Raw genomic sequence first — 18,510 nt, 5'->3', positions numbered from 1 at the left:
GTATCGTTATTGTGGGCGCTGGAAGCGGGAGAACAATTGCCATATGAGTTCTCTTCGGCTTGTTACACCTGTTTTGGCAAATATCGATTTGAGATGGTCCTGCACCGTATAAGTAGAAATATGAAGGGAAAGGGCAAGCTCCTTGGTGGAAAATCCTTTAATGATTCGATCGAGAACCTGCTTTTCCCGTTCGGATAATTCATACGCTTCTGCAAGAAGAGGAAGAGCATCCAGCGGTTTGGCTAGCTCGAATAGAATGGCGATCTGGATGACAGAGTCGGGACCGTTAAGCAGGCTGGCTTGGATCGTTAGAAATGGACCTTCTGGTATCCGAATACAAACTTTGGTATTGGAGGATTGCTTCACCGTGGTAGCTGCTGCATCTGAACCAAATAAGGCACGGGAGCCAACGGCTCGAATCGGTCTAGGAAGTGTGGCCGCATCAATGCCCTCCCATTGCCGCAGCAGGTTAAGGAAATAGGAAGAAGCGGAATTAGAAGATAAAATATCAAGCTGATCAGAGAGGATCATTATGCCTTGTTCTTTCTCGATCGACATCGATTCTGCAATCGGTAATGCTAAGCTCCTTTTACGTAAATGGAATGCAATTAAGGGGATAAGGGAGGCAATATCCATCTGCTCCTCCTTATTGAATAAGGGTTGTCCCTGATTGCGGAATAACGTCAAATAGCCCCAGCAACCCCCTTGATACATTAGAGCTGCGCGCATTTCATCTCCGAATCCAGCAGGGAGCAGTACATTCCTGTACCTGGCGCTACGCTCTAATTGACCTTCTGTGGCATCACTTAATGTAGCAACAGGGTCGGCTGCTTTCACCAGCAGATCATAAGAATTGTAGTCTTCATGCAAGTATTCATATTCGAACAGCTTGTGATGGATCACCTCTACGCCTGCTTCAGTCACTGCGCCTGTGGACAGAAGCGTCTGAGGATCGACACTCGTACAGCATGCTCCATCAAACGAAATTAGCTCACTCAAATAAGTAATTAATGCAGATCTATAATCCCATGCTGTGAGAGCATGCTGCTCGAGCTCTATTAGTTGCTGTCTGATTGTCTCTATTGGCACACGCATACTTGATTCTTCTCCCGTCCATTCATGTTGTTACGCGAAGAATCCCATATTTGTGGGATGGTGCTTTCATGCGCAATCTTTATAATTGAGAATAATTCTTAATTATAGTGTACAGCATTCGAGAGAGACAGAAAAGGGAGAGATTTCGTTGAAGGATACGATTATTGTGGTGGGTGGATATGGCCATGTAGGGCAAACGATATGCAAAGAGCTGGGGGACATCTACCCTGGAAAAATATATGCGGCAGGCAGAAATTTGGAACGTGCGGAGCAGTTCAGCCGAGAAACCGGTGGCAAAGTTAGAGCTTTGCGATTAGATATAAGGGAGAAGGTCGCTCCAGACATTCTGGATCAGGCCAAGCTTGTCATCATGTGCATGGATCAGACGGATACGGCGTTTGTTCGAGCCTGCTTTCGGAGTGGCACACATTATATGGACGTAACAGCAAATGGATCTTTTCTAGAGGAAGTGGAGCGATGGAGGCTAGAAGCTGAAGCGAATCACGCAACTGCTGTATTGAGTGTTGGGCTGGCACCAGGCTTGACCAATTTGCTGGCGCTTGAAGCCCATCGGCTGCTGGATCAGACGGATGCTATAGATTTATCTATTCTGCTTGGCTTGGGGGATCAACATGGCAAGGCAGCGATCGAATGGACGATAGATAACTTGAGCTCAACCTTCCAAGTCATTGAGAATAACCGCAAAGTTACCGTGGGTAGCTTCTTGGACGGCAAGGCTACAGACTTCGGCTCTGAGCTTGGACGCAGACGAGCCTATCGATTTCCATTCTCCGACCAACAAACGCTAGCGAGAACACTTCATGTTCCATCGGTCGCTACACGTCTCTGCTTCGACTCCTCTATAGCGACTGCATTCATGGTGGGATTACGAAGAACAGGCATGTTCCGAGTATTAGCGTTGAAGGGAATTCGCAATGCGATGATCCGCAGCTTCGGCAAGCTTCATATCGGAGTAGATCAATTTGCCGTTAAAGTTGATGCCTTCGGAAGCAAGAGTGGAGAGCGTGCAGTGGTAGAGTGCTTGCTTACAGGCAAAGATCAATCCAAGATGACTGCCAGAGCGGCAGTATTCGTTGCTGATGCTCTCTATCGTACCGAGTATCCTCATGGTGTGTATCATATTGATCAGTTATTTGATTGGCAGAGCATGAAAGACTGGCTTGGAGAGCAAGCGTCTACTGAAATAAACAGTATTCAGTATTCCATCTATGTAGGGAGGCTGCCGATATGATCTCGGCAACCTGCTCTATCGATCAAGTGTAATAAGAAAATTCTCATTCAGCTATTGTAGTGTTAAGGTGAAATCGTTAATCGTCGGTTAATGAATAATTCTTACCAACCGCCGCCCCAAAAACCACAGCTGCAAGCAATTATCACCAACAAAATGAACAATACCAGAATAAAACCGATATTGTTATTGCCATATCCACCAACGAATCCTGACATGTAACATACACCTCCTTGCTTGTTGACTACCCTATAGACTATGTAGCAATGCGGCTATGTGATTGGATGTATGTCCGGGGATGACAGTGGCCTAAGCCAATATTTTTTAGAAAAGCAGTTCTTTATTCTCTTGAAAGGGAAGAAAATCCTCGAAATTATGGTAAACTTATCATAGTGATTTTAGGGGGGAAGAGAATGTCTGATTTTGACGAACTTGCTGAGCAACGACGGAAAAACTTAAAGCTTATTCAATTTAGTAAAGAGGACCAATCGCTAATCGAGTCTGAGAAGCCTAAGCAAACCTTTGCTGATGTTGGCGGTCTGGAGGACGTGAAGAAGAAGATCAGAATGAATTTCATTCTTCCGTTGAAGCAACCGGAATTGTTCGCAGCCTATGGAAGAGAAGCTGGGGGTAGTCTTTTATTGTTCGGCCCGCCGGGTTGCGGTAAAACGTTTCTAGCACGGGCAGTAGCAGGTGAGATTGACGCTAACTTCATGCACATCGAGCTTCAGGCTATTCTATCTATGTATGCGGGACAGAGCGAACATAATCTTCATGATATTTTCGAGAAGGCCAGAGACAACAAACCATGCGTTATTTTTATTGATGAGCTGGATGCGATGGGTGGAAGCCGTCATCTGATGCGTCAGCATCATGACCGAATGCTTGTCAATCAGTTGCTGCTCGAGCTAGACGGACTGCAAACAGAGAATGATAATGTGTTCGTAATTGGTGCAACGAATACCCCTTGGTATCTCGATTCGGCGCTGCGGCGTCCAGGGCGGTTCAACCATCTTGTGTTTGTACCGCCGCCAGAGGAGGCCGAGCGCGAGACAATCCTTCAATTAAAGATTTCCGGCAAGCCAACGGAATCATTGAACTTAGCAAGGCTTGCAGCGGAAACAAAGCTTTTTTCGGGTGCCGATCTGGAGCAAGTAGTAAAGGATGCTGTAGAATCCGCGATGGAGCGTACATTTGAGACAGGTGAGATTCAGCCTATTACCAATGACGACTTGAAAAAAGCAGTGAAGTCGCGTAAAGCAACTACGCTGGACTGGTTCTCCACCGCTAGAAATTACGCAACCTTCAGTGATGTGAACCGTGATTATCAGATCGTGCTGGATTATGTCAAGAAGCACGGAATCAAATAGCAGCTAAGGAACGGAGGCTATGGCGGTGGAAATAGGTTCCAATCAAGCAGCCTATACAGCAGCACACCAGCTCATCGAGTGGAAACGATACAAGGAAGCCCTTGTGGAAGCAGAGCAAATTCTGAGACAGGAACCTGAGGATCCAGATGCCTTTGCCCTTATTTCGCATATCTATTTCTTAATGGATGAACATGATAAGGCACTGCATTGGACACAGGAAGTATTTAAGCGGGAGCCGGAGCATGAATTGGCTTGGTATGTACGCGTGGCTGTCTATTATGAGACGGATAATGAACGACTGTTTAATGAATCTTTGCAGGAAGCCTTACGAATTTCTCCTTATGAGCCCAATTATTATTTCATGAAAGCCAATCGTTTGATTAAAAAAGGGAAATTCAACGAAGGGCGTGAGCAATTGCTCATGGCTCTGGAGCTGAGACCCGAATCCCCACTCTATTTGGCCATGCTGAGTTATGTGGAATCTTTGCTCGGCAACTTTGCCGAGTCGCGACGGCTGGATCGCCAGGCGGTTCAATATGATGCCGAGATGCCTTATGTACTTGCTTACTTGTCTTGGGCGGCCGGCAATCGTGGTGATTACGACCTCAAAGAAACCTATATGCGGAATGCGGTAAGGCTGAACCCTGAAGATAAACAACTGCAGGATGAATATTTGGAAGCTCTACAGCATAGCAATAAGCTGTTTCGCGTTTTTTTATGGCCGACAAAATTTCTGCGGAGAATGAAATCTTGGCAGGTTCTAGTCACATGGCTAGTCGCTTGGTTTTTATTTAAGCCTCTGATTCTGCTTTTTATCGTGCTCTATATTCTTACGCATTGGGTGACGAAAGCAATTGTACATGTGCGAGTATTCGGTTGGAGGCGAAGAGGCAGGTAATGGTGCTGCTTTTTACTACTATTAAGAAAACAAAGAACCGCCTGCTGAAGGCGGTTCTTTGTACTGTTGTTATGGCGATTGGAGAGCAATTACTTTTGACTTATTACTTGGTCAATAATGCCATATTCCAGTGCCTCTTGTGCGGACATGAAGTAATCTCTATCCATGTCTTTCTCAAGCTTCTCGATGGATTGGCCTGTTCTTTCCGAGGTAATTGCAATGGTACGCTCGCGAGTTTTCAATATGCGCTGTGCACTAATCGCAATGTCGCTTGCTTGCCCCTGAGCGCCTCCATGCGGCTGATGAATCATAATTTCACTGTTGGGCAGAGCGAACCGTTTTCCTTTGGCACCAGCAAGCAGCAGCAGTGCACCGAAGGAAGCGGCAAATCCGACACAGATCGTATGAACAGGCGGCTCGATGTATTGCATCGTATCATAAATTGCGAATCCCGCCGTTACAGACCCGCCAGGGCAGTTAATGTACATGCTGATTTCTTTAGTCGGGTCATCTGCCGTTAGAAATAACAACTGCGCGACAATGCTATTTGCAACTTGATCATCTATAGCGGAGCCTAGAAATACAATGCGATCTTTCAACAGTCTTGAGTATATGTCGTAAGAGCGTTCTCCGCGATTGCTTTGTTCTACAACGTAGGGAATAGGAATGGTCATGTTATTGCCTCCATTTTATCGTTTTATTTAACGTAATGTAAACGAATAGAGGCGAACCGTAGATACGCGCCAAAAAAATATATTTTACCCGTATCCTTTTTGTAGGCTGAATCGTTATATTAGTTATATAGTCGTACAGCAAGGAGGAGTTAAAGTGGGTCAATCAATGGAAAAGCTTAAGCAAGGTCTAGGCATGGACATCGAAACGATGAATAAATTACAAGCAAAGTTATCGCAATATTGTTTATTCCTCACAGGAAACCATTGGGATACGGATGATCTTGTACAAGAGACTTGGTTGAAGGCTTTGCGCACACGCAAAATGTGCAGCCACTCTAACCCCCAGGCATTTTTATTCCAGATTGCCAAAAACTCATGGATTGACCAATGCCGAAGGCTGAAATTGTATAACAGCTATTTAGAGCTGGAAAAGAATACAACCAACTCTAAGTCGGAATCTGACTTTGGGAATCTCGAAATTCTGTTTCACACATTAATGAAGTATTTGACACCTTTGCAAAGGGCGGTTTTTTTATTGAAGGATGTCTACAGCTATTCCAATAGTGAAATAGCCAATAGAATGAATATGGGGGAGGGGGCAGTTAAAGCAGCCTTGCATCGCGCTCGTAAGTCATTGGCTGATGTCCAGCATGACTTGGCAGAGAATGCTTCTGTTCTATCTGAGCATTCAGAATGCAAAGCTCTCCTGCGCAATTTGGTCGCCGCTTATCTTAAAGGAGATACAGCACGAGTGGTGGAGCTCTTCATTCAAAACGAAGTGGAGCCTGTGTCCGCAGTTGCCATTGTGTATCAACAAATTATTACTGGCAGAAGCATGGCAGCAAAAGAAAGTAGCAATGGAATTCGTATGAGCGCAGCAGCGTAACATATGGTCGTTAAAATCCGATCTAAAAAAGCATGACTACTTCCATGGGAAGTGGTCATGCTTTTATTTTTGTCACAATGGGAACTGCTGCATCCAAGTCTAGTAGGTCAACTGCACTGCTAAACACCATTCATTCTTCAGAAGCAGTAAGATCGTAGGATGTTCTTGCTGCTTCAACCTCGGAATAATGGATTCTCGTCCACTCCTTGAGAGCTCTCATCGGCCCAAGTAAAGATTCACCCAGCGATGTAAGTGAATATTCGACGATGGGCGGAACGGATGGCGTAATTGCGCGTTGAACTAATCCATCACGCTCTAATTGCCGCAGTGTTTGTGTTAGCATCTTTTTGGAGATGCCGTCGATTCGTCTTCTAATTTCACCGTAACGTATAACACCATCCTCCAATGAATAGATGACAAGCGCGGTCCATTTATTAGAAATGATATCAAGCACTTTACTGTATGCACATGCTGTTATGGAAATGTCGGGCTGTACATGCTTAGCTGAATCGAGGGCTTTCATAGGTCGACCTCCTGTGCACCTGTAGGTTCCCTAGACACTATATAGTGCCTACTTACTTAATTGTAGTATGTGTATTATTGTATGTCTATACCATTTATAAAAGGAGAGAAATTTCATGAAGGTGTATGAAATTCAAGGTCAATTTGGGCTTGATGAATTGAAAATAGCAGACTATCCGATACCGGTTCCTGGTCCTAGGGAAGTACTGATTAGATTGCGGGCAGTTTCGCTTAATTCTAGAGACCTGGGCGTGATCGACGGGTTTTATAATCCGGACTTGAATGAGCCACTAATTCCAGTATCCGATGGAGTCGGTGAAGTGATCGCTGTGGGGGAACAGACTGCCAGATTCACCATAGGAGATCGGGTAAGCGGAATTTTTACGCAAAGCTGGATTTCAGGAGAGGCAACAAGAGAAAATTGGGTGAGCTCACTGGGCAGCCCTCTCAATGGGCTGCTTGCGGAATATGCTGTGCTTCCCGAGGAAGGCTTGGTTCATGTGCCGGATCATTTGACAGACGAGGAAGCAGCAGCACTTCCTTGCGCAGGCGTAACAGCTTGGCATGCGATTGTTGAAGAAGGCAGGGTCAGGGCTGGTCAAACGGTTGTCGTGCAGGGTACCGGAGGAGTGTCTTTGTTCGCGCTTCAATTCGCCAAGTTTCAAGGAGCGACAGTGATTGTGACATCAAGCAGTGATGAGAAGCTGGAACGAGCGAAGGACATTGGCGCAGATTATGGAATTAATTATAAGGAAATAGAGGATTGGGATAGGGTTGTTCTAGAGCTGACGGATGGGCGAGGGGCAGATCATGTCGTTGATCTGGGTGGAGCTGCAACGTTGAATCGTTCGATCGCAGCATTGCGTGTTGGCGGACAGATCAGCCTAGTAGGCGGTTTATCAGGCTTTCGAGTAGAAGGCTTTGATATAATCCCAGCCATTCGAAGAAAAGCACGTTTGCAAGCAATTAATGTGGGCAGTCGCGATATGTTTGAAGCGATGAACCTTGCAATTAAGCGAAGCGGGCTTCGCCCGGTTATCGATCAAGTATTTCCGTTCGATCAGGCTGTTGATGCGCTGCATTATTTGGCGAAGGGCTCCCATTTCGGGAAAGTATGCATTCGGTTCTAAATGTCTCGTCTTTAACTATATTGGTCTTGTCTGACGGACGCTTCAATGGTACAAGAACTTTTGTGAAGCATTTTTTTTAGGATACATCCCAAGGTAGCTTCCTGTACAACGCAAGGGTAATGACTAACCAAGATGTCATCGAGAATAAGTGTCACTTCTTCCTTCCGGGCATACATTGAATAGACGTATACCTATTGAGGGGGAAGTATAACAATGAAGGAACACGTTCTGGAATGCCCAGATTTGCAATTAGCGGCAGATTCCAACCAAGTGCTTAATTATAAGCTTGATTCCCACAATTATATTACACAGTTATTCGGTGATCAGCTTCCTGCGATCAAAAACGGTTTCTTTAACGTTCATCTGACCAAGGGCATTATCATCCAGCCTCATTGGCATACGAATGTAACTGAGATGATCTTCGTCATTAGTGGTGAGGTTATGACTTCGGTTTTTAATCCCTTCACTCAGAAGCTGATGACCTATCAATTGAAGCCGGGTCAGGTATCCATTTTGCCAAAGGGCTGGTTTCACTGGATTATTGCGGTGTCCCCACATGCGCATATCTTGACCATCTTCGATCATCCTACTCCAGATATCGTCTATGGCTCAGATTTCTTGCGCAATACGCCCAAAGAGGTTATGCAGCGTGCTTACTGTATTAGCGAAAGTGATTATGCCAAAGCGGTGGCACCTTTACAAGAATCTGTTATTCTTGGACCTCCGCCGGGCTGCTATCAGAATGCAGCAGGCACCCAAGCCTCCAGCTACTATCCTCAACATCACTATTAAAGCGATGCTTCCAACGCTGTCCTATGGCAGCTCAATCAGCAATACTTAGGCTAGCTTCGAAATTTGAAGCTAGCTTGTTTTTATGGAAATATAGTCCATTTCTTTTGAAAAAGGGATGAACATACTATTAAGCTATAATTCGGGCGCGTAATTGGCAGCACATCTCTATCATTCGCGCAATATATTGGGAGAGAGTTCATTCGATTAAAAGGAGAGTTTTATATTCTCAGAGAGGAGACGGTATGAATCAAATTCCATCAAATAACCAGAGGTTCAGAAGTCGTATTTTGTATGCTTTAGACGGACGAATTAAGCTATTATGGCGTATTATGCTCGGTTGGCTGTCCTTCGTTATTGGATTGGGGGCAGCGGTCGCCTTAGCTCAAATTGCACAATCGTATGAGTTCCCGAGAATTGCGATACAGCTTTTACTTGCGGTCGTCACGACTGCCATCGCCGTTCCTCTTATTTATGTACTCCGAAAATATGTAGATAAGCGACCATGGAGCGGCCTCGGCTTGAGTTCTCCTCCATCAGGCCTGCCTTATCTTATGCTAGGGGTAGGGCTTCTTGCTGGATCAGCATGGTTAGCTTTGGTGGTTGGAGAGGCTATAGGTTGGCTGAGGGTTGTAGAGCTGCGATTGCCTGTAGAAACGCTTCTTGTTATTCTAATCAACATTCCCATTGCCTTTTTCTATGAGGCCTTTCCCGAAGAATTGGTTTTTCGCGGGTATTTGTTCCGAAATTTGAATGTAAGATACTCAAGGTGGCTTGCCTTGCTATTTCAAGTCGTGTTGTTTGTACTTGCTCCAATTGCATTGACTGCTATTATGGTAGCTGCAGGCATAGGCACATGGGATCTTATTACGCTGGAATATGTGATTAATCTGATTGCCTTTGGAACCGTTCTCCAGCTATGCCGAATCTATTCGGGAAATCTGTGGATGTGCATAGGCTTTCATATTGCTTGGCTGGAAATGATTCGCTACGTTATTACTCCTGGCAGCTACGCCATTATTGAAGTGGAGTACTTGTCTCCTTATGGCTACTTGCTGCTTTCATTGGGAACCACGATTCTAGCCATTGTAATTGTGTTGACAGGGGCTTATCTTAGAAGGAATACCGTGAACTGGAACGAGAGAACGCCCGAATAAAAATGTAGGTTAATCGGTAACGCAAGCAAGAGAGTCTATGGGATGACTCCCATAGACTTTATTATGTTGATGGAAGAAAGCAGGTGTAGAGCGATGAACTATTTGGATAAATTAGCCGAGATATTTGCTGATAGCACTTATGAAATAGAAGATGTCTACCGTTTAGTCATCCAGCCAAAAAGTATATTACGTGAATTTACCACCTTAAAGTATGGGTTTCTTTTTATTATTCGTGGACGAGCTAGAATATCTGTGAATGGAACAGACTACGAGTTACAGCCAGGATCAGTATTTCATGCGGCTCCAGGTATGCAACTGGAATCGCAAGTTATAGGGCAATCTGAGTTCGAGTATTATTCAATTTTTTATAGATTGGATAAGTTAGACGATGCAAATGTTACTCATGAATGCGACGCTCATTTCAAGCTGGAACCGGGAGCAAATCCGAGAGTAATAGAATTACTGATTATGCTCCATCAGAATGCCCATACAGCTGCAGGCATTGGAAAGCTTCGTGTCAAGGAATTATTCTTAAGCATTATGCATCAGGTTCTGATTGGCTGCAGCTATCGTGAGAGTGACAGTTCTCCAAGCAAAAGGGTGGTAGAGGAAGCCATTGCCTATATTAACGGACATTATATGAATCCACTCACACTTGATGAGTTAGCTGAACTGCATGCCATGAGCACCAAACGCTTCTCATACTTGTTTCACAAATATACCGGGCTGCGTCCAATCGATTATGTGATTAATTATCGTATGGAAAGAGCCAGTGACTTACTCAAAGCAGGCAATTTCCCTATACGTGATATTGCTATCAGTGTCGGTTATGCCAATCCGCTATATTTCAGCAGATTATTTAAAAAGAAATTCGGTTTGTCCCCGTCCGCATATATACATAAATTAGATCATCACATCTATTGAGTTTCTGATTTATGGTCAGCTAAATCCTCAAGCCTGAATTAGATAATTATGCATATAGAATTTGTGATTTGTGTATTTGCATTTGTTTGAGTGCTTGTTAAACTTTATTTAATAATGAGAATCATTATCACAAAATAGTCTGCTAGATGCATTATTTGATCGAAGCGTTGTCTAGGAGGCAATCTATTTCTATAAGAAAGGTTGATAGCATTGGCTGTAAATAGACCATTATGTATTGGCTTGTCCTTAAATGCAACTTGGATGAAGGGAAACGGCTGGCGGCACCCAGATAGCGAAGTGGAAAAAATGGGTTCCATTGATTATTACATTGATGTGGCAAAGATGGCGGAGAAATCAAAGCTCGATTTTCTTTTCAGAGCGGATTATCTGTACGTTAGCCAACAGATGATCGGTGATACCGCTAGCTTCGGAAGCCCTGATCCTACTATGATGTTTGCTGCAATTGCCCGTGAAACCGAGCGAATCGGACTGGTTACGACAATTTCTACCACTTTCAATCCGCCGTATGTTGTTGCAAGGCAGCTTCAATCTTTGCATTGGCTGAGCAATGGACGCGCAGGCTGGAACATTGTCACTTCTATTGAAGGGGCTGAAAATTTTGGGGATTCTCCCATGCCTTCCCCGCAAGAAAGGTATACCAAGGCAATGGAATTTACGGATGTTGTAAGCAAGTTATGGGGAAGCTTTCCTGCTGAGGCCGTTGTTATTGACCGCGAGTCAGGCTTATTTTCTGATAAGGATAAAGTGACTGCTATTGATCATTCCGGTGAGTTTTTCAGTGTGAAAGGGCCGCTTACTTTGCCTTCTCATAAATCGGGGCCCATTCCTTTGTTTCAAGCCGGCGCTTCAGATATTGGACGGAATTTTGCCTCTTCCGTAGCGGATGCTATTTTTGCGGCAATGCCGGATATTGAATCGGGAGTGGAATTGCGCAATGATCTAAGAAGAAGAGCCGCAGAACAGGGGCGCGATCCGAATGCCATCAAAGTTTTGCCAGGTTTATATTTTTTCCTGGCCGATACGCGCGAAGAAGCGCTTGAGTTGCATAAGGTTGCGCATGCACATTTAAGTAATGAACGCAGACATGCCTCTCTTAAATGGGTGCTTGGCCTTGATTTAAGAGGTCTTCCTTTGGAGCAACAGGTCACTGCCGATATGCTTCCCGATTCCAGTCAGCCCGTTCGCAGCCGGACACATGCCGAGCTGTTGCGGCGGTATATTACTAAGCATCAGCCTACAGTGGAAGAGGTACTGGCAAGGCCGGAGGTTGTCGGATCTGCCCATTGGGTATCTGTTGGAACGGCCGAGGATGTGCTGAACGATATTATGGAGCGGCTTGATGCTGGAGCTATTGATGGATTTATAGCCCTTCCAGGGGGTTCTGAACAATCTATGGAACTATTTTTTGAAAAGCTGATGCCACAGTTGGTTGAAAGAGGCTTGTTCAGAAGCGAATATAGCGGGGCCACTTTACGTGAACATTTAGGGATGATATAAGTTTGTTGCGATTATAATCTGGTTGTGATCTGTGAGGCGATTGCATGACGCATGATGGAGAATGCTTTGATGTGACCATGTGGCGTGTTTTTGCTTCTTGCAGAGTAGGTTTTTTGTGCGTACTAATGGAGAGAGTAGGGGGAAGCGAGCAATCGCGTCCTCCTTGCTTTCATTTATGCATCCTGGTGTAAAAGCATCCCGGGAGTCTTTTACTATTGATTAAAATATTGATAATGATTATCATTAACAATGAAAAGCATTCTTGAGAAAAAGATTCCACATTTGCTTAAGTTTACTTTCTTCAAAGTAAGGATTGGATGATAGGGAAGAAGAAAAAGTGCGAAAGATATGGTCTTTAGAGAAGCTGCTCCTAATGCGAGCAGGGCCTCTAATAGAAACGGGGTTGAATTTATGGACAATGCTGAGCGATATTGTGAGATTGCGAATGAAGAGAATAGGAACTGCGCACTCACAGTTAATCTAAATGAAATGTATCGAACATGCTCTTTTGAGCAGGTAGTGAAGGTGCCAGAAGAGATGGGCAAGGGGTACTGGAAGTGTATTCGAACCTATTCCTCTATAGACCTAGTAATATGCGACGTGCGCTTTACTAAAACGATGACCCTGAGCAGTAGAGAAGGAGGGAATACTATTAATCTCGGATTTTGTCTCGGAGACAGCATCCGTTGGAACGTAGAAGGGAGAAAGGGCGAATTTGGACTCGATCCATGGGAGGTCTCCGCTTTCGGCAACAATCAAATTAGCAATCGATGCCAGTATGACGTCGATAGTCACTTTCAAGGCCTATCTCTGAAGCTTAACCACATAGAGTCTATGGGCGCCCTGCAGCATCTTCCACTACACAAAATGTCGGCCGCTTTATCGGGAAATGCGGGACTTTTCTATAACAGTCAAATGACATCTGGAATGAAACGTATCGTTCATGATATCGTGCATTGCTATTACGATGGTGATATCAAGCATATTTATTTGGAAGGAAAAGTATTGGAGCTAATTGCGGTGTATCTATACGAAGGTATACTGGAAAAGAATAACTCTTCGCCCGCGGTAGGCCTGACCAGAACGGAGGTCGCAAGCCTTCACCTCGCCAAAGATATACTAGAAGCCGACTTAATTTCCCCACCCAGTCTAGGAGCACTCGCCAAGCTGGTATGCTTGAACGAATTCAAGCTAAAAAAAGGATTCAAATTGCTGTTTGGCATGCCCGTGTATGCTTATGTAATCGACCGAAGGCTGGAGGCTGCCTTCCACATGCTAGAAGAAGGCAGAATGAAGATTACTGAGGCGGCTTATGCAGCAGGTTTCGGGAAGACAGGTCATTTTTCAGAGCAATTCAAAAGGAAATACGGTGTCAATCCCTCTGAGTACTTCCAGCAATTTCGTCATTAAGAAGGAACAAAATCCATATTTGTAGTTTTTGCTCCCGATTTGGGTATCTGGCTTAAGGAGGGAAGTGGGATACTAGTTCATGACAGCTGTTAGGAAGCAGCGGTAATACATTTTCAAAAATACATCAATTGATAATGATTATCATTATCTAGAAGTGAAAGGGAGAGAAAATGAAACGAGTAATTGTTTTGGCCATCCTATGTTGCATTTTGATAGTAACCGCATGTGGAAACCAGCAGACCAATGGAGGCGAGAATGAACCAACATTTAGAGAGATTGAAAATGCCAAGGGAGAAAAGGTTAAAATACCGATTAATCCTAAGCGCATCGCTGACCTCTCAGGATCAACGGAGGAGCTTCTCCTGCTAGGAATACAGCCGATTGCCTCAGGAAATGCCGATTTCGGCGATCGAGCAGTATTTTCTCCAACCATTAAAAATCTTTTAAGTGCAGATACCATCAATTTGGGCTGGTACGCAGAGCCGATTAGCCTGGAGCTAGTCATGTCCGCTAAACCAGATTTGATTATACTAGGAACGCTATTTAATGAAGATTTATACGAGCAGCTATCCAAGATTGCCCCGACAGTGATTGTGCCATATCCCTATTACGATTGGAGAAGCCGATTTACCTTTTTAGCGGAGCTTTTTGGAGAAGAAGAGAAGAAGGATAAATGGCTAGCGGAGTATGACAGTAAGGTAGAAGAATGGAGCAAGAAATTAGAGCCTGTTCTTGGGAACGAAACCTTTGCTGTAATCGAAACCTATCCTAAAAATCTTGTTATCTACTCCTCATCTGGAACTGCTGAGCTTATTTATAAGGAACTAGCACTCAAACGTACGGAAGGCATTCCAGAGCCTGAAAGCTGGGGAGGGAAGGAAATAAGCCTTGAATCCTTAGCGACCATCGATCCTGACAACTTGATTCTAATGGAGAATAGTGAAAACACATTGAACGACAGTAAAGTTTGGAACAATCTCAAGGCTGTACAGAAAGGCAATGTCTATAAAATATCGAATGTAGACAATTACAATTATTCCTTCACGGCTATCGGTCGTAAAGAGCTGCTTGACCGATTCGGAGCGCAAATATTGGAAATCCATAAAGCGACCAATAGCTAAAACCAATTTGTCCGTATAGAAGCTCCGGGTGTCCCTGCTTGATTTTCGGGCAGGGATAATTTCGTTTTTCAATAGAATAAAAAAGATAGGGGGTGGGCAGATGAGTTCCAAGTCCGAAATGTCGGGCCTGCTGCGTATTGCCGGCGAGAAAAAGGGGTTGTTGACGGTCGCAAGCTTGTTTTCTGTCTTATCCAGCTTGTTGCAGCTTGCTCCTTTCGTCGCGGTGTATAAGATAGTGGAGGAATTGTTGAACCATGCACAAAGTCCTAAGGGCGCCGACAAGGAACTTATACTTTATTGGGGTATCTTCGCGTTTGTAGCCTGTATTGGAGCTCTGGCAGCTCTGTATATCGGGGGGATGTGTTCACATATCGCTGCGTTTCATATTCTCTATCAGCTTCGGATACGCCTTGCAGAGCATATTGCCAAAGTGCCAATGGGCTACCATACGAGAACGACTACGGGCGAATTAAAAAAAATTATCGAGGTCAGTGTCGAAAAAATCGAGAAATTTATTGCCCATCAATTACCCGATATCGTCAGTGCGATCATGATACCCATTTTATTATTGGCCTATTTGTTTTGGCTGGATTGGCGTTTGGCGCTGGTTCTGCTCATTCCGATCGGATTCGGCTTTTGGCTACAGGCTCGTATGTTTACTAGTGAAAGAGGGCAAACCGCATATCGCGAATTTCAATATGCGGTGGAAGAAATGAATGCAACCGGCGTCGAATATATCCGCGCAATGCCCGCTATAAAAATATTCGGTATTACGGCCGAATCTTTTCTGACCTTTAAGCGGTCCGTTGCTAATTACCGTGATATTTCATTGAAAATAACAGATTTATGCAAGAAGCCATACAGTCTTTTTTTCGTTATTGTCAGTTCCCTGTTTACTTTTGTTATACCTGTCGGCATCCTACTTGGAAATGGCCATTCCGGCAGTCAATCGTTTGCCATAACTTTTATTCTATTTCTCATCATTACACCGAGCTTATCGACACCTTTATTGAAGGTGATGCATGTAGGAAGTGGGATGCGAGAAATTGCTGAAGGCAACAAGCGTATTGCGGCTATTTTTTCGGAAGCGATAGTGACGGAGCCGGTATCTCCCCAAGTTCCAGCAGCACATGATATCACCTTTGAGCAGGTCTCTTTCGCATATGAAGCTAGAGAAAGCAAGAATTTCAAGCCAGTGCTTAACGGTGTTCATTTTGTTGCGCGAGAGGGTGAGATGACTGCATTGGTCGGTCCTTCAGGCGGTGGCAAGTCGACGATTGCCAATCTGCTGCTGCGGTTCTGGGATGTTCAGGAGGGCGACATCATGATTGGAGGGGTTCCGATTCGTGAGATGGGGACGGAAAAGCTGATGGATACGGTTTCCTTCGTATTTCAGGATGTCCATCTCTTCTACGATACGATCGAAGCGAATATCCGGATGGGAAATACGACCGCTAGTATAGAAGAGGTCATTGCAGCCGCGAAGACGGCCTGCTGCCATGACTTCATTGAGAAGCTGGCGCACGGGTACGATACCAAAATCGGGGAAGGCGGAACCAATTTATCTGGCGGAGAGGCGCAGCGAGTTGCGATTGCCCGAGCCTTACTGAAAAATGCGCCGATTCTGGTTTTGGATGAAGCAACAGCTTATGCGGATGCCGAGAACGAAAAGAAGATCCAGCGGGGTCTAGCTGAACTGGTCAAAGGAAAAACCGTTCTCATTATTGCTCACCGCCTGTCTACGATTCGCGCGGCAGATCAAATTCTGGTCGTGAAGCGGGGAGAAATTGTGGAACGGGGAACGCATGACGAACTGCGGAATTTAAACGGTCTCTATGAGCAGATGTGGCAAGCGCATATCAGCGCAGCTTCATGGAGACTGGGAGCGAAAGACATCTCACCGCAACATGCAGTCGCTGTAGGGGAGGGCTTGGGGGAATGATTCGTTATTTTACCAACATCTCAGGAGGAAACGCCAGAAACTTATGGCCATCCTCCTTGGCGGCCTTGCTGGATGGGATAGCTAAAGTCATTCCAGCAGCTTTGCTTGTCGATATTTTCAATACGATCTATAGCTCCTTTGCGGAACCGGAGACGGGTATGAATACCGAACGATTATGGATGGTATGCGGCTTTTTGTTTTTTTGGCTGATAGTATCCTATGGGGCATACGCTTTACTTTATGACAAGTCGTACAAAGCTGCCTATAGCCTGGCTGCATCAGGCAGGCTGAAGCTGGCCGAGCATTTGCGACACCTGTCGCTTGGCTATTTCGGCAAACGAGATCCGGGGGATGTTACCAACCTATTATTAAGTGACTACTCGCAAGTTGAGCACACCATTTCCCACAATGTGCCCCAGCTCATCAGCGCTATTATGCTGCCCTTTCTGGCTTTGTTAGGGCTTGTGTTCCTGGATTGGCGAATGGCATTAGCTATGTTCATTGCTGTTCCGTTCGGTGTTCTGCTGCTTTGGCTTACGGACGCGATTCAAGCGCGCTTGAGCAATACTCATGTCAAGGCGAAGAATGAAGCCGCCAGCCGTTTGCAGGAGTATTTAACTGGCATACGCGAGATCAAAGCCCATAATATGGGGGGGAAACGTTTTGAGCGATTGCGTCTTTCATTTGATCGGTTAATGCGTGCGTCGATTCGCTTGGAAGGCGTCATGGGGCCTTTGATTATGGGAGCGATGCTGCTGACCCGCTCCGGGATGACGATCATGATTTTTGTCGGCAGCTATCTGCTGGTCGGCGGAATACTGTCGCTTCCTATTTTCCTCCTCTTCTTGCTGGTGGGAACCCGAATATTCGAGCCACTGACCGTGGTGTTGATGAACTATGGGGAAATGCGCTATTCGGCCTTTAGCGCAAAGCGCATCATGGACGTGCATCATGAACAACCGATGGAGGGGGCAGCAAGCATTCAGCCTCAAGGGCAGATCGTTTTTGACCGAGTTCAATTTGGCTATGAGGATAATCTACTTATCCTTAGGGACCTGTCATTTACGATTGAACCCCGAACCATCACGGCATTGGTAGGACCGTCAGGCAGCGGGAAGAGTACAGTGACGCGCTTGATTGCACGATTCTGGGATATCCAACAGGGGACGATCAAGATTGGTGGTCAAGCTATTCAGCATGCCAATCCAGAGGAGCTTTTGAAGCATATTTCCATGGTGTTCCAAGACGTTTATTTATTCCAAGATACTATCGGCAACAACATCCGGATTGGAAAGATGGACGCTACCCAAGAAGAAGTGGAAGCCGCGGCCAAGCGTGCTAGTTGTAATGAATTCATCTCTCAATTGCCTCAAGGCTATGACACTCCAGTAGGAGAGGGCGGCTCGACGTTGTCCGGTGGAGAGAAGCAGCGGATATCGATCGCCCGTGCTTTACTGAAAGACGCATCAATCGTGCTGCTCGACGAAGCAACCGCCTCACTTGATCCTGAGAATGAATCTGCTGTACAAGAGGCGATTAACGAACTGGTCGCTGATAAAACCGTCATCCTTATCGCGCATCGACTGAAGACGGTTCAAAATGCGGATAAGATACTTGTGCTGGATCAAGGACAACTTGTTGAAGAAGGTACTCATATGGAGTTGTTGAAAATGGAAGGGCTATATGCGAATTTGTGGAGCTTGCAGCAAGAATCCGATGGATGGCGAGTCAAATAAGGATACACAAGCACGGACCGTGTCCTATTTCGGTAAAACAATTAAGCGCCTGTGAGTTATTAATGCTAGTGTGAATCACGACACGGAAT

General features: G+C 45.2%; 17 protein-coding genes. 13 read left to right on the top strand and 4 right to left on the bottom strand.

The window, feature by feature from the left end; genetic code table 11:
- Positions 1 to 6: 6 nt before the first annotated feature.
- A complete protein-coding gene (locus tag AC50YO_RS22480) occupies positions 7 to 1,095 on the bottom strand; it encodes a helix-turn-helix transcriptional regulator (protein WP_494850465.1) in 1,089 nt (362 codons plus the stop codon).
- Between the two features lie 148 nt (positions 1,096 to 1,243).
- On the opposite strand from AC50YO_RS22480, the gene AC50YO_RS22475 reads away from it, so the two are divergent.
- Positions 1,244 to 2,347, top strand: coding sequence for a saccharopine dehydrogenase family protein (locus AC50YO_RS22475; RefSeq protein WP_494850464.1), 1,104 nt, complete (start codon positions 1,244 to 1,246; stop codon positions 2,345 to 2,347).
- Between the two features lie 101 nt (positions 2,348 to 2,448).
- On the opposite strand, the gene AC50YO_RS22470 is transcribed toward AC50YO_RS22475, so the two are convergent.
- Positions 2,449 to 2,562: a YjcZ family sporulation protein gene (locus tag AC50YO_RS22470; protein ID WP_494850463.1), complete on the bottom strand. Its 114-nt coding sequence runs from the start codon at positions 2,560 to 2,562 to the stop codon at positions 2,449 to 2,451.
- Positions 2,563 to 2,757: 195 nt separating this feature from the next.
- Between AC50YO_RS22470 and AC50YO_RS22465 the strand changes: the two genes are divergently transcribed.
- Positions 2,758 to 3,714 (top strand): ATP-binding protein, encoded by a 957-nt coding sequence (locus AC50YO_RS22465; RefSeq protein ID WP_494850462.1) that lies wholly within the window; start codon positions 2,758 to 2,760, stop codon positions 3,712 to 3,714.
- A gap of 25 nt (positions 3,715 to 3,739) precedes the next feature.
- The gene (locus AC50YO_RS22460) at positions 3,740 to 4,612 is read left to right on the top strand and encodes a tetratricopeptide repeat protein (RefSeq protein WP_494850461.1); all 873 of its coding nucleotides are present in this window, start codon (positions 3,740 to 3,742) and stop codon (positions 4,610 to 4,612) included.
- An 89-nt stretch (positions 4,613 to 4,701) separates the two neighbouring features.
- On the opposite strand, the gene clpP is transcribed toward AC50YO_RS22460, so the two are convergent.
- Positions 4,702 to 5,286 (bottom strand): ATP-dependent Clp endopeptidase proteolytic subunit ClpP, encoded by a 585-nt coding sequence (gene clpP / locus AC50YO_RS22455; RefSeq protein ID WP_494850460.1) that lies wholly within the window; start codon positions 5,284 to 5,286, stop codon positions 4,702 to 4,704.
- Positions 5,287 to 5,440: 154 nt separating this feature from the next.
- Between clpP and AC50YO_RS22450 the strand changes: the two genes are divergently transcribed.
- On the top strand, positions 5,441 to 6,172 hold the full coding sequence (locus tag AC50YO_RS22450) for an RNA polymerase sigma factor (protein WP_494850459.1): 732 nt from the start codon (positions 5,441 to 5,443) through the stop codon (positions 6,170 to 6,172).
- Positions 6,173 to 6,302: 130 nt separating this feature from the next.
- Here the strand turns inward: AC50YO_RS22450 and AC50YO_RS22445 are convergent, their stop codons facing one another.
- Positions 6,303 to 6,695, bottom strand: coding sequence for a winged helix-turn-helix transcriptional regulator (locus AC50YO_RS22445; RefSeq protein ID WP_494850458.1), 393 nt, complete (start codon positions 6,693 to 6,695; stop codon positions 6,303 to 6,305).
- A gap of 115 nt (positions 6,696 to 6,810) precedes the next feature.
- Here AC50YO_RS22445 and AC50YO_RS22440 point away from each other — a divergent pair, with 115 nt between their 5' ends.
- From AC50YO_RS22440 to AC50YO_RS22400, 9 genes are all read left to right on the top strand, one after another.
- On the top strand, positions 6,811 to 7,824 hold the full coding sequence (locus AC50YO_RS22440; protein WP_494850456.1) for a zinc-dependent alcohol dehydrogenase family protein: 1,014 nt from the start codon (positions 6,811 to 6,813) through the stop codon (positions 7,822 to 7,824).
- A 213-nt stretch (positions 7,825 to 8,037) separates the two neighbouring features.
- Complete coding sequence (locus AC50YO_RS22435) at positions 8,038 to 8,616, top strand: cupin domain-containing protein (RefSeq protein ID WP_494850454.1); 579 nt, start codon at positions 8,038 to 8,040, stop codon at positions 8,614 to 8,616.
- A 242-nt stretch (positions 8,617 to 8,858) separates the two neighbouring features.
- Positions 8,859 to 9,770: a CPBP family intramembrane glutamic endopeptidase gene (locus AC50YO_RS22430; protein ID WP_494850453.1), complete on the top strand. Its 912-nt coding sequence runs from the start codon at positions 8,859 to 8,861 to the stop codon at positions 9,768 to 9,770.
- Between the two features lie 93 nt (positions 9,771 to 9,863).
- Positions 9,864 to 10,694: a helix-turn-helix domain-containing protein gene (locus AC50YO_RS22425; RefSeq protein WP_494850451.1), complete on the top strand. Its 831-nt coding sequence runs from the start codon at positions 9,864 to 9,866 to the stop codon at positions 10,692 to 10,694.
- A 210-nt stretch (positions 10,695 to 10,904) separates the two neighbouring features.
- A complete protein-coding gene (locus tag AC50YO_RS22420; RefSeq protein WP_494850450.1) occupies positions 10,905 to 12,212 on the top strand; it encodes an NtaA/DmoA family FMN-dependent monooxygenase in 1,308 nt (435 codons plus the stop codon).
- Positions 12,213 to 12,560: 348 nt separating this feature from the next.
- On the top strand, positions 12,561 to 13,622 hold the full coding sequence (locus tag AC50YO_RS22415; protein ID WP_494850448.1) for a helix-turn-helix domain-containing protein: 1,062 nt from the start codon (positions 12,561 to 12,563) through the stop codon (positions 13,620 to 13,622).
- Between the two features lie 170 nt (positions 13,623 to 13,792).
- Positions 13,793 to 14,743, top strand: coding sequence for an ABC transporter substrate-binding protein (locus AC50YO_RS22410; protein ID WP_494850447.1), 951 nt, complete (start codon positions 13,793 to 13,795; stop codon positions 14,741 to 14,743).
- Positions 14,744 to 14,843: 100 nt separating this feature from the next.
- Positions 14,844 to 16,685 carry an ABC transporter ATP-binding protein gene (locus AC50YO_RS22405; RefSeq protein WP_494850446.1) on the top strand — a complete coding sequence of 614 codons (1,842 nt, stop codon included), beginning with the start codon at positions 14,844 to 14,846 and terminating at the stop codon, positions 16,683 to 16,685.
- Complete coding sequence (locus AC50YO_RS22400) at positions 16,682 to 18,421, top strand: ABC transporter ATP-binding protein (protein ID WP_494850445.1); 1,740 nt, start codon at positions 16,682 to 16,684, stop codon at positions 18,419 to 18,421. Before AC50YO_RS22405 ends, AC50YO_RS22400 begins: the two co-directional genes overlap by 4 nt.
- Positions 18,422 to 18,510: the final 89 nt, after the last annotated feature.

The sequence above is a fragment of the Paenibacillus sp. J22P59 genome, assembly GCF_059383895.1.
This window is presented reverse-complemented; position numbering and strand designations above follow the sequence as displayed.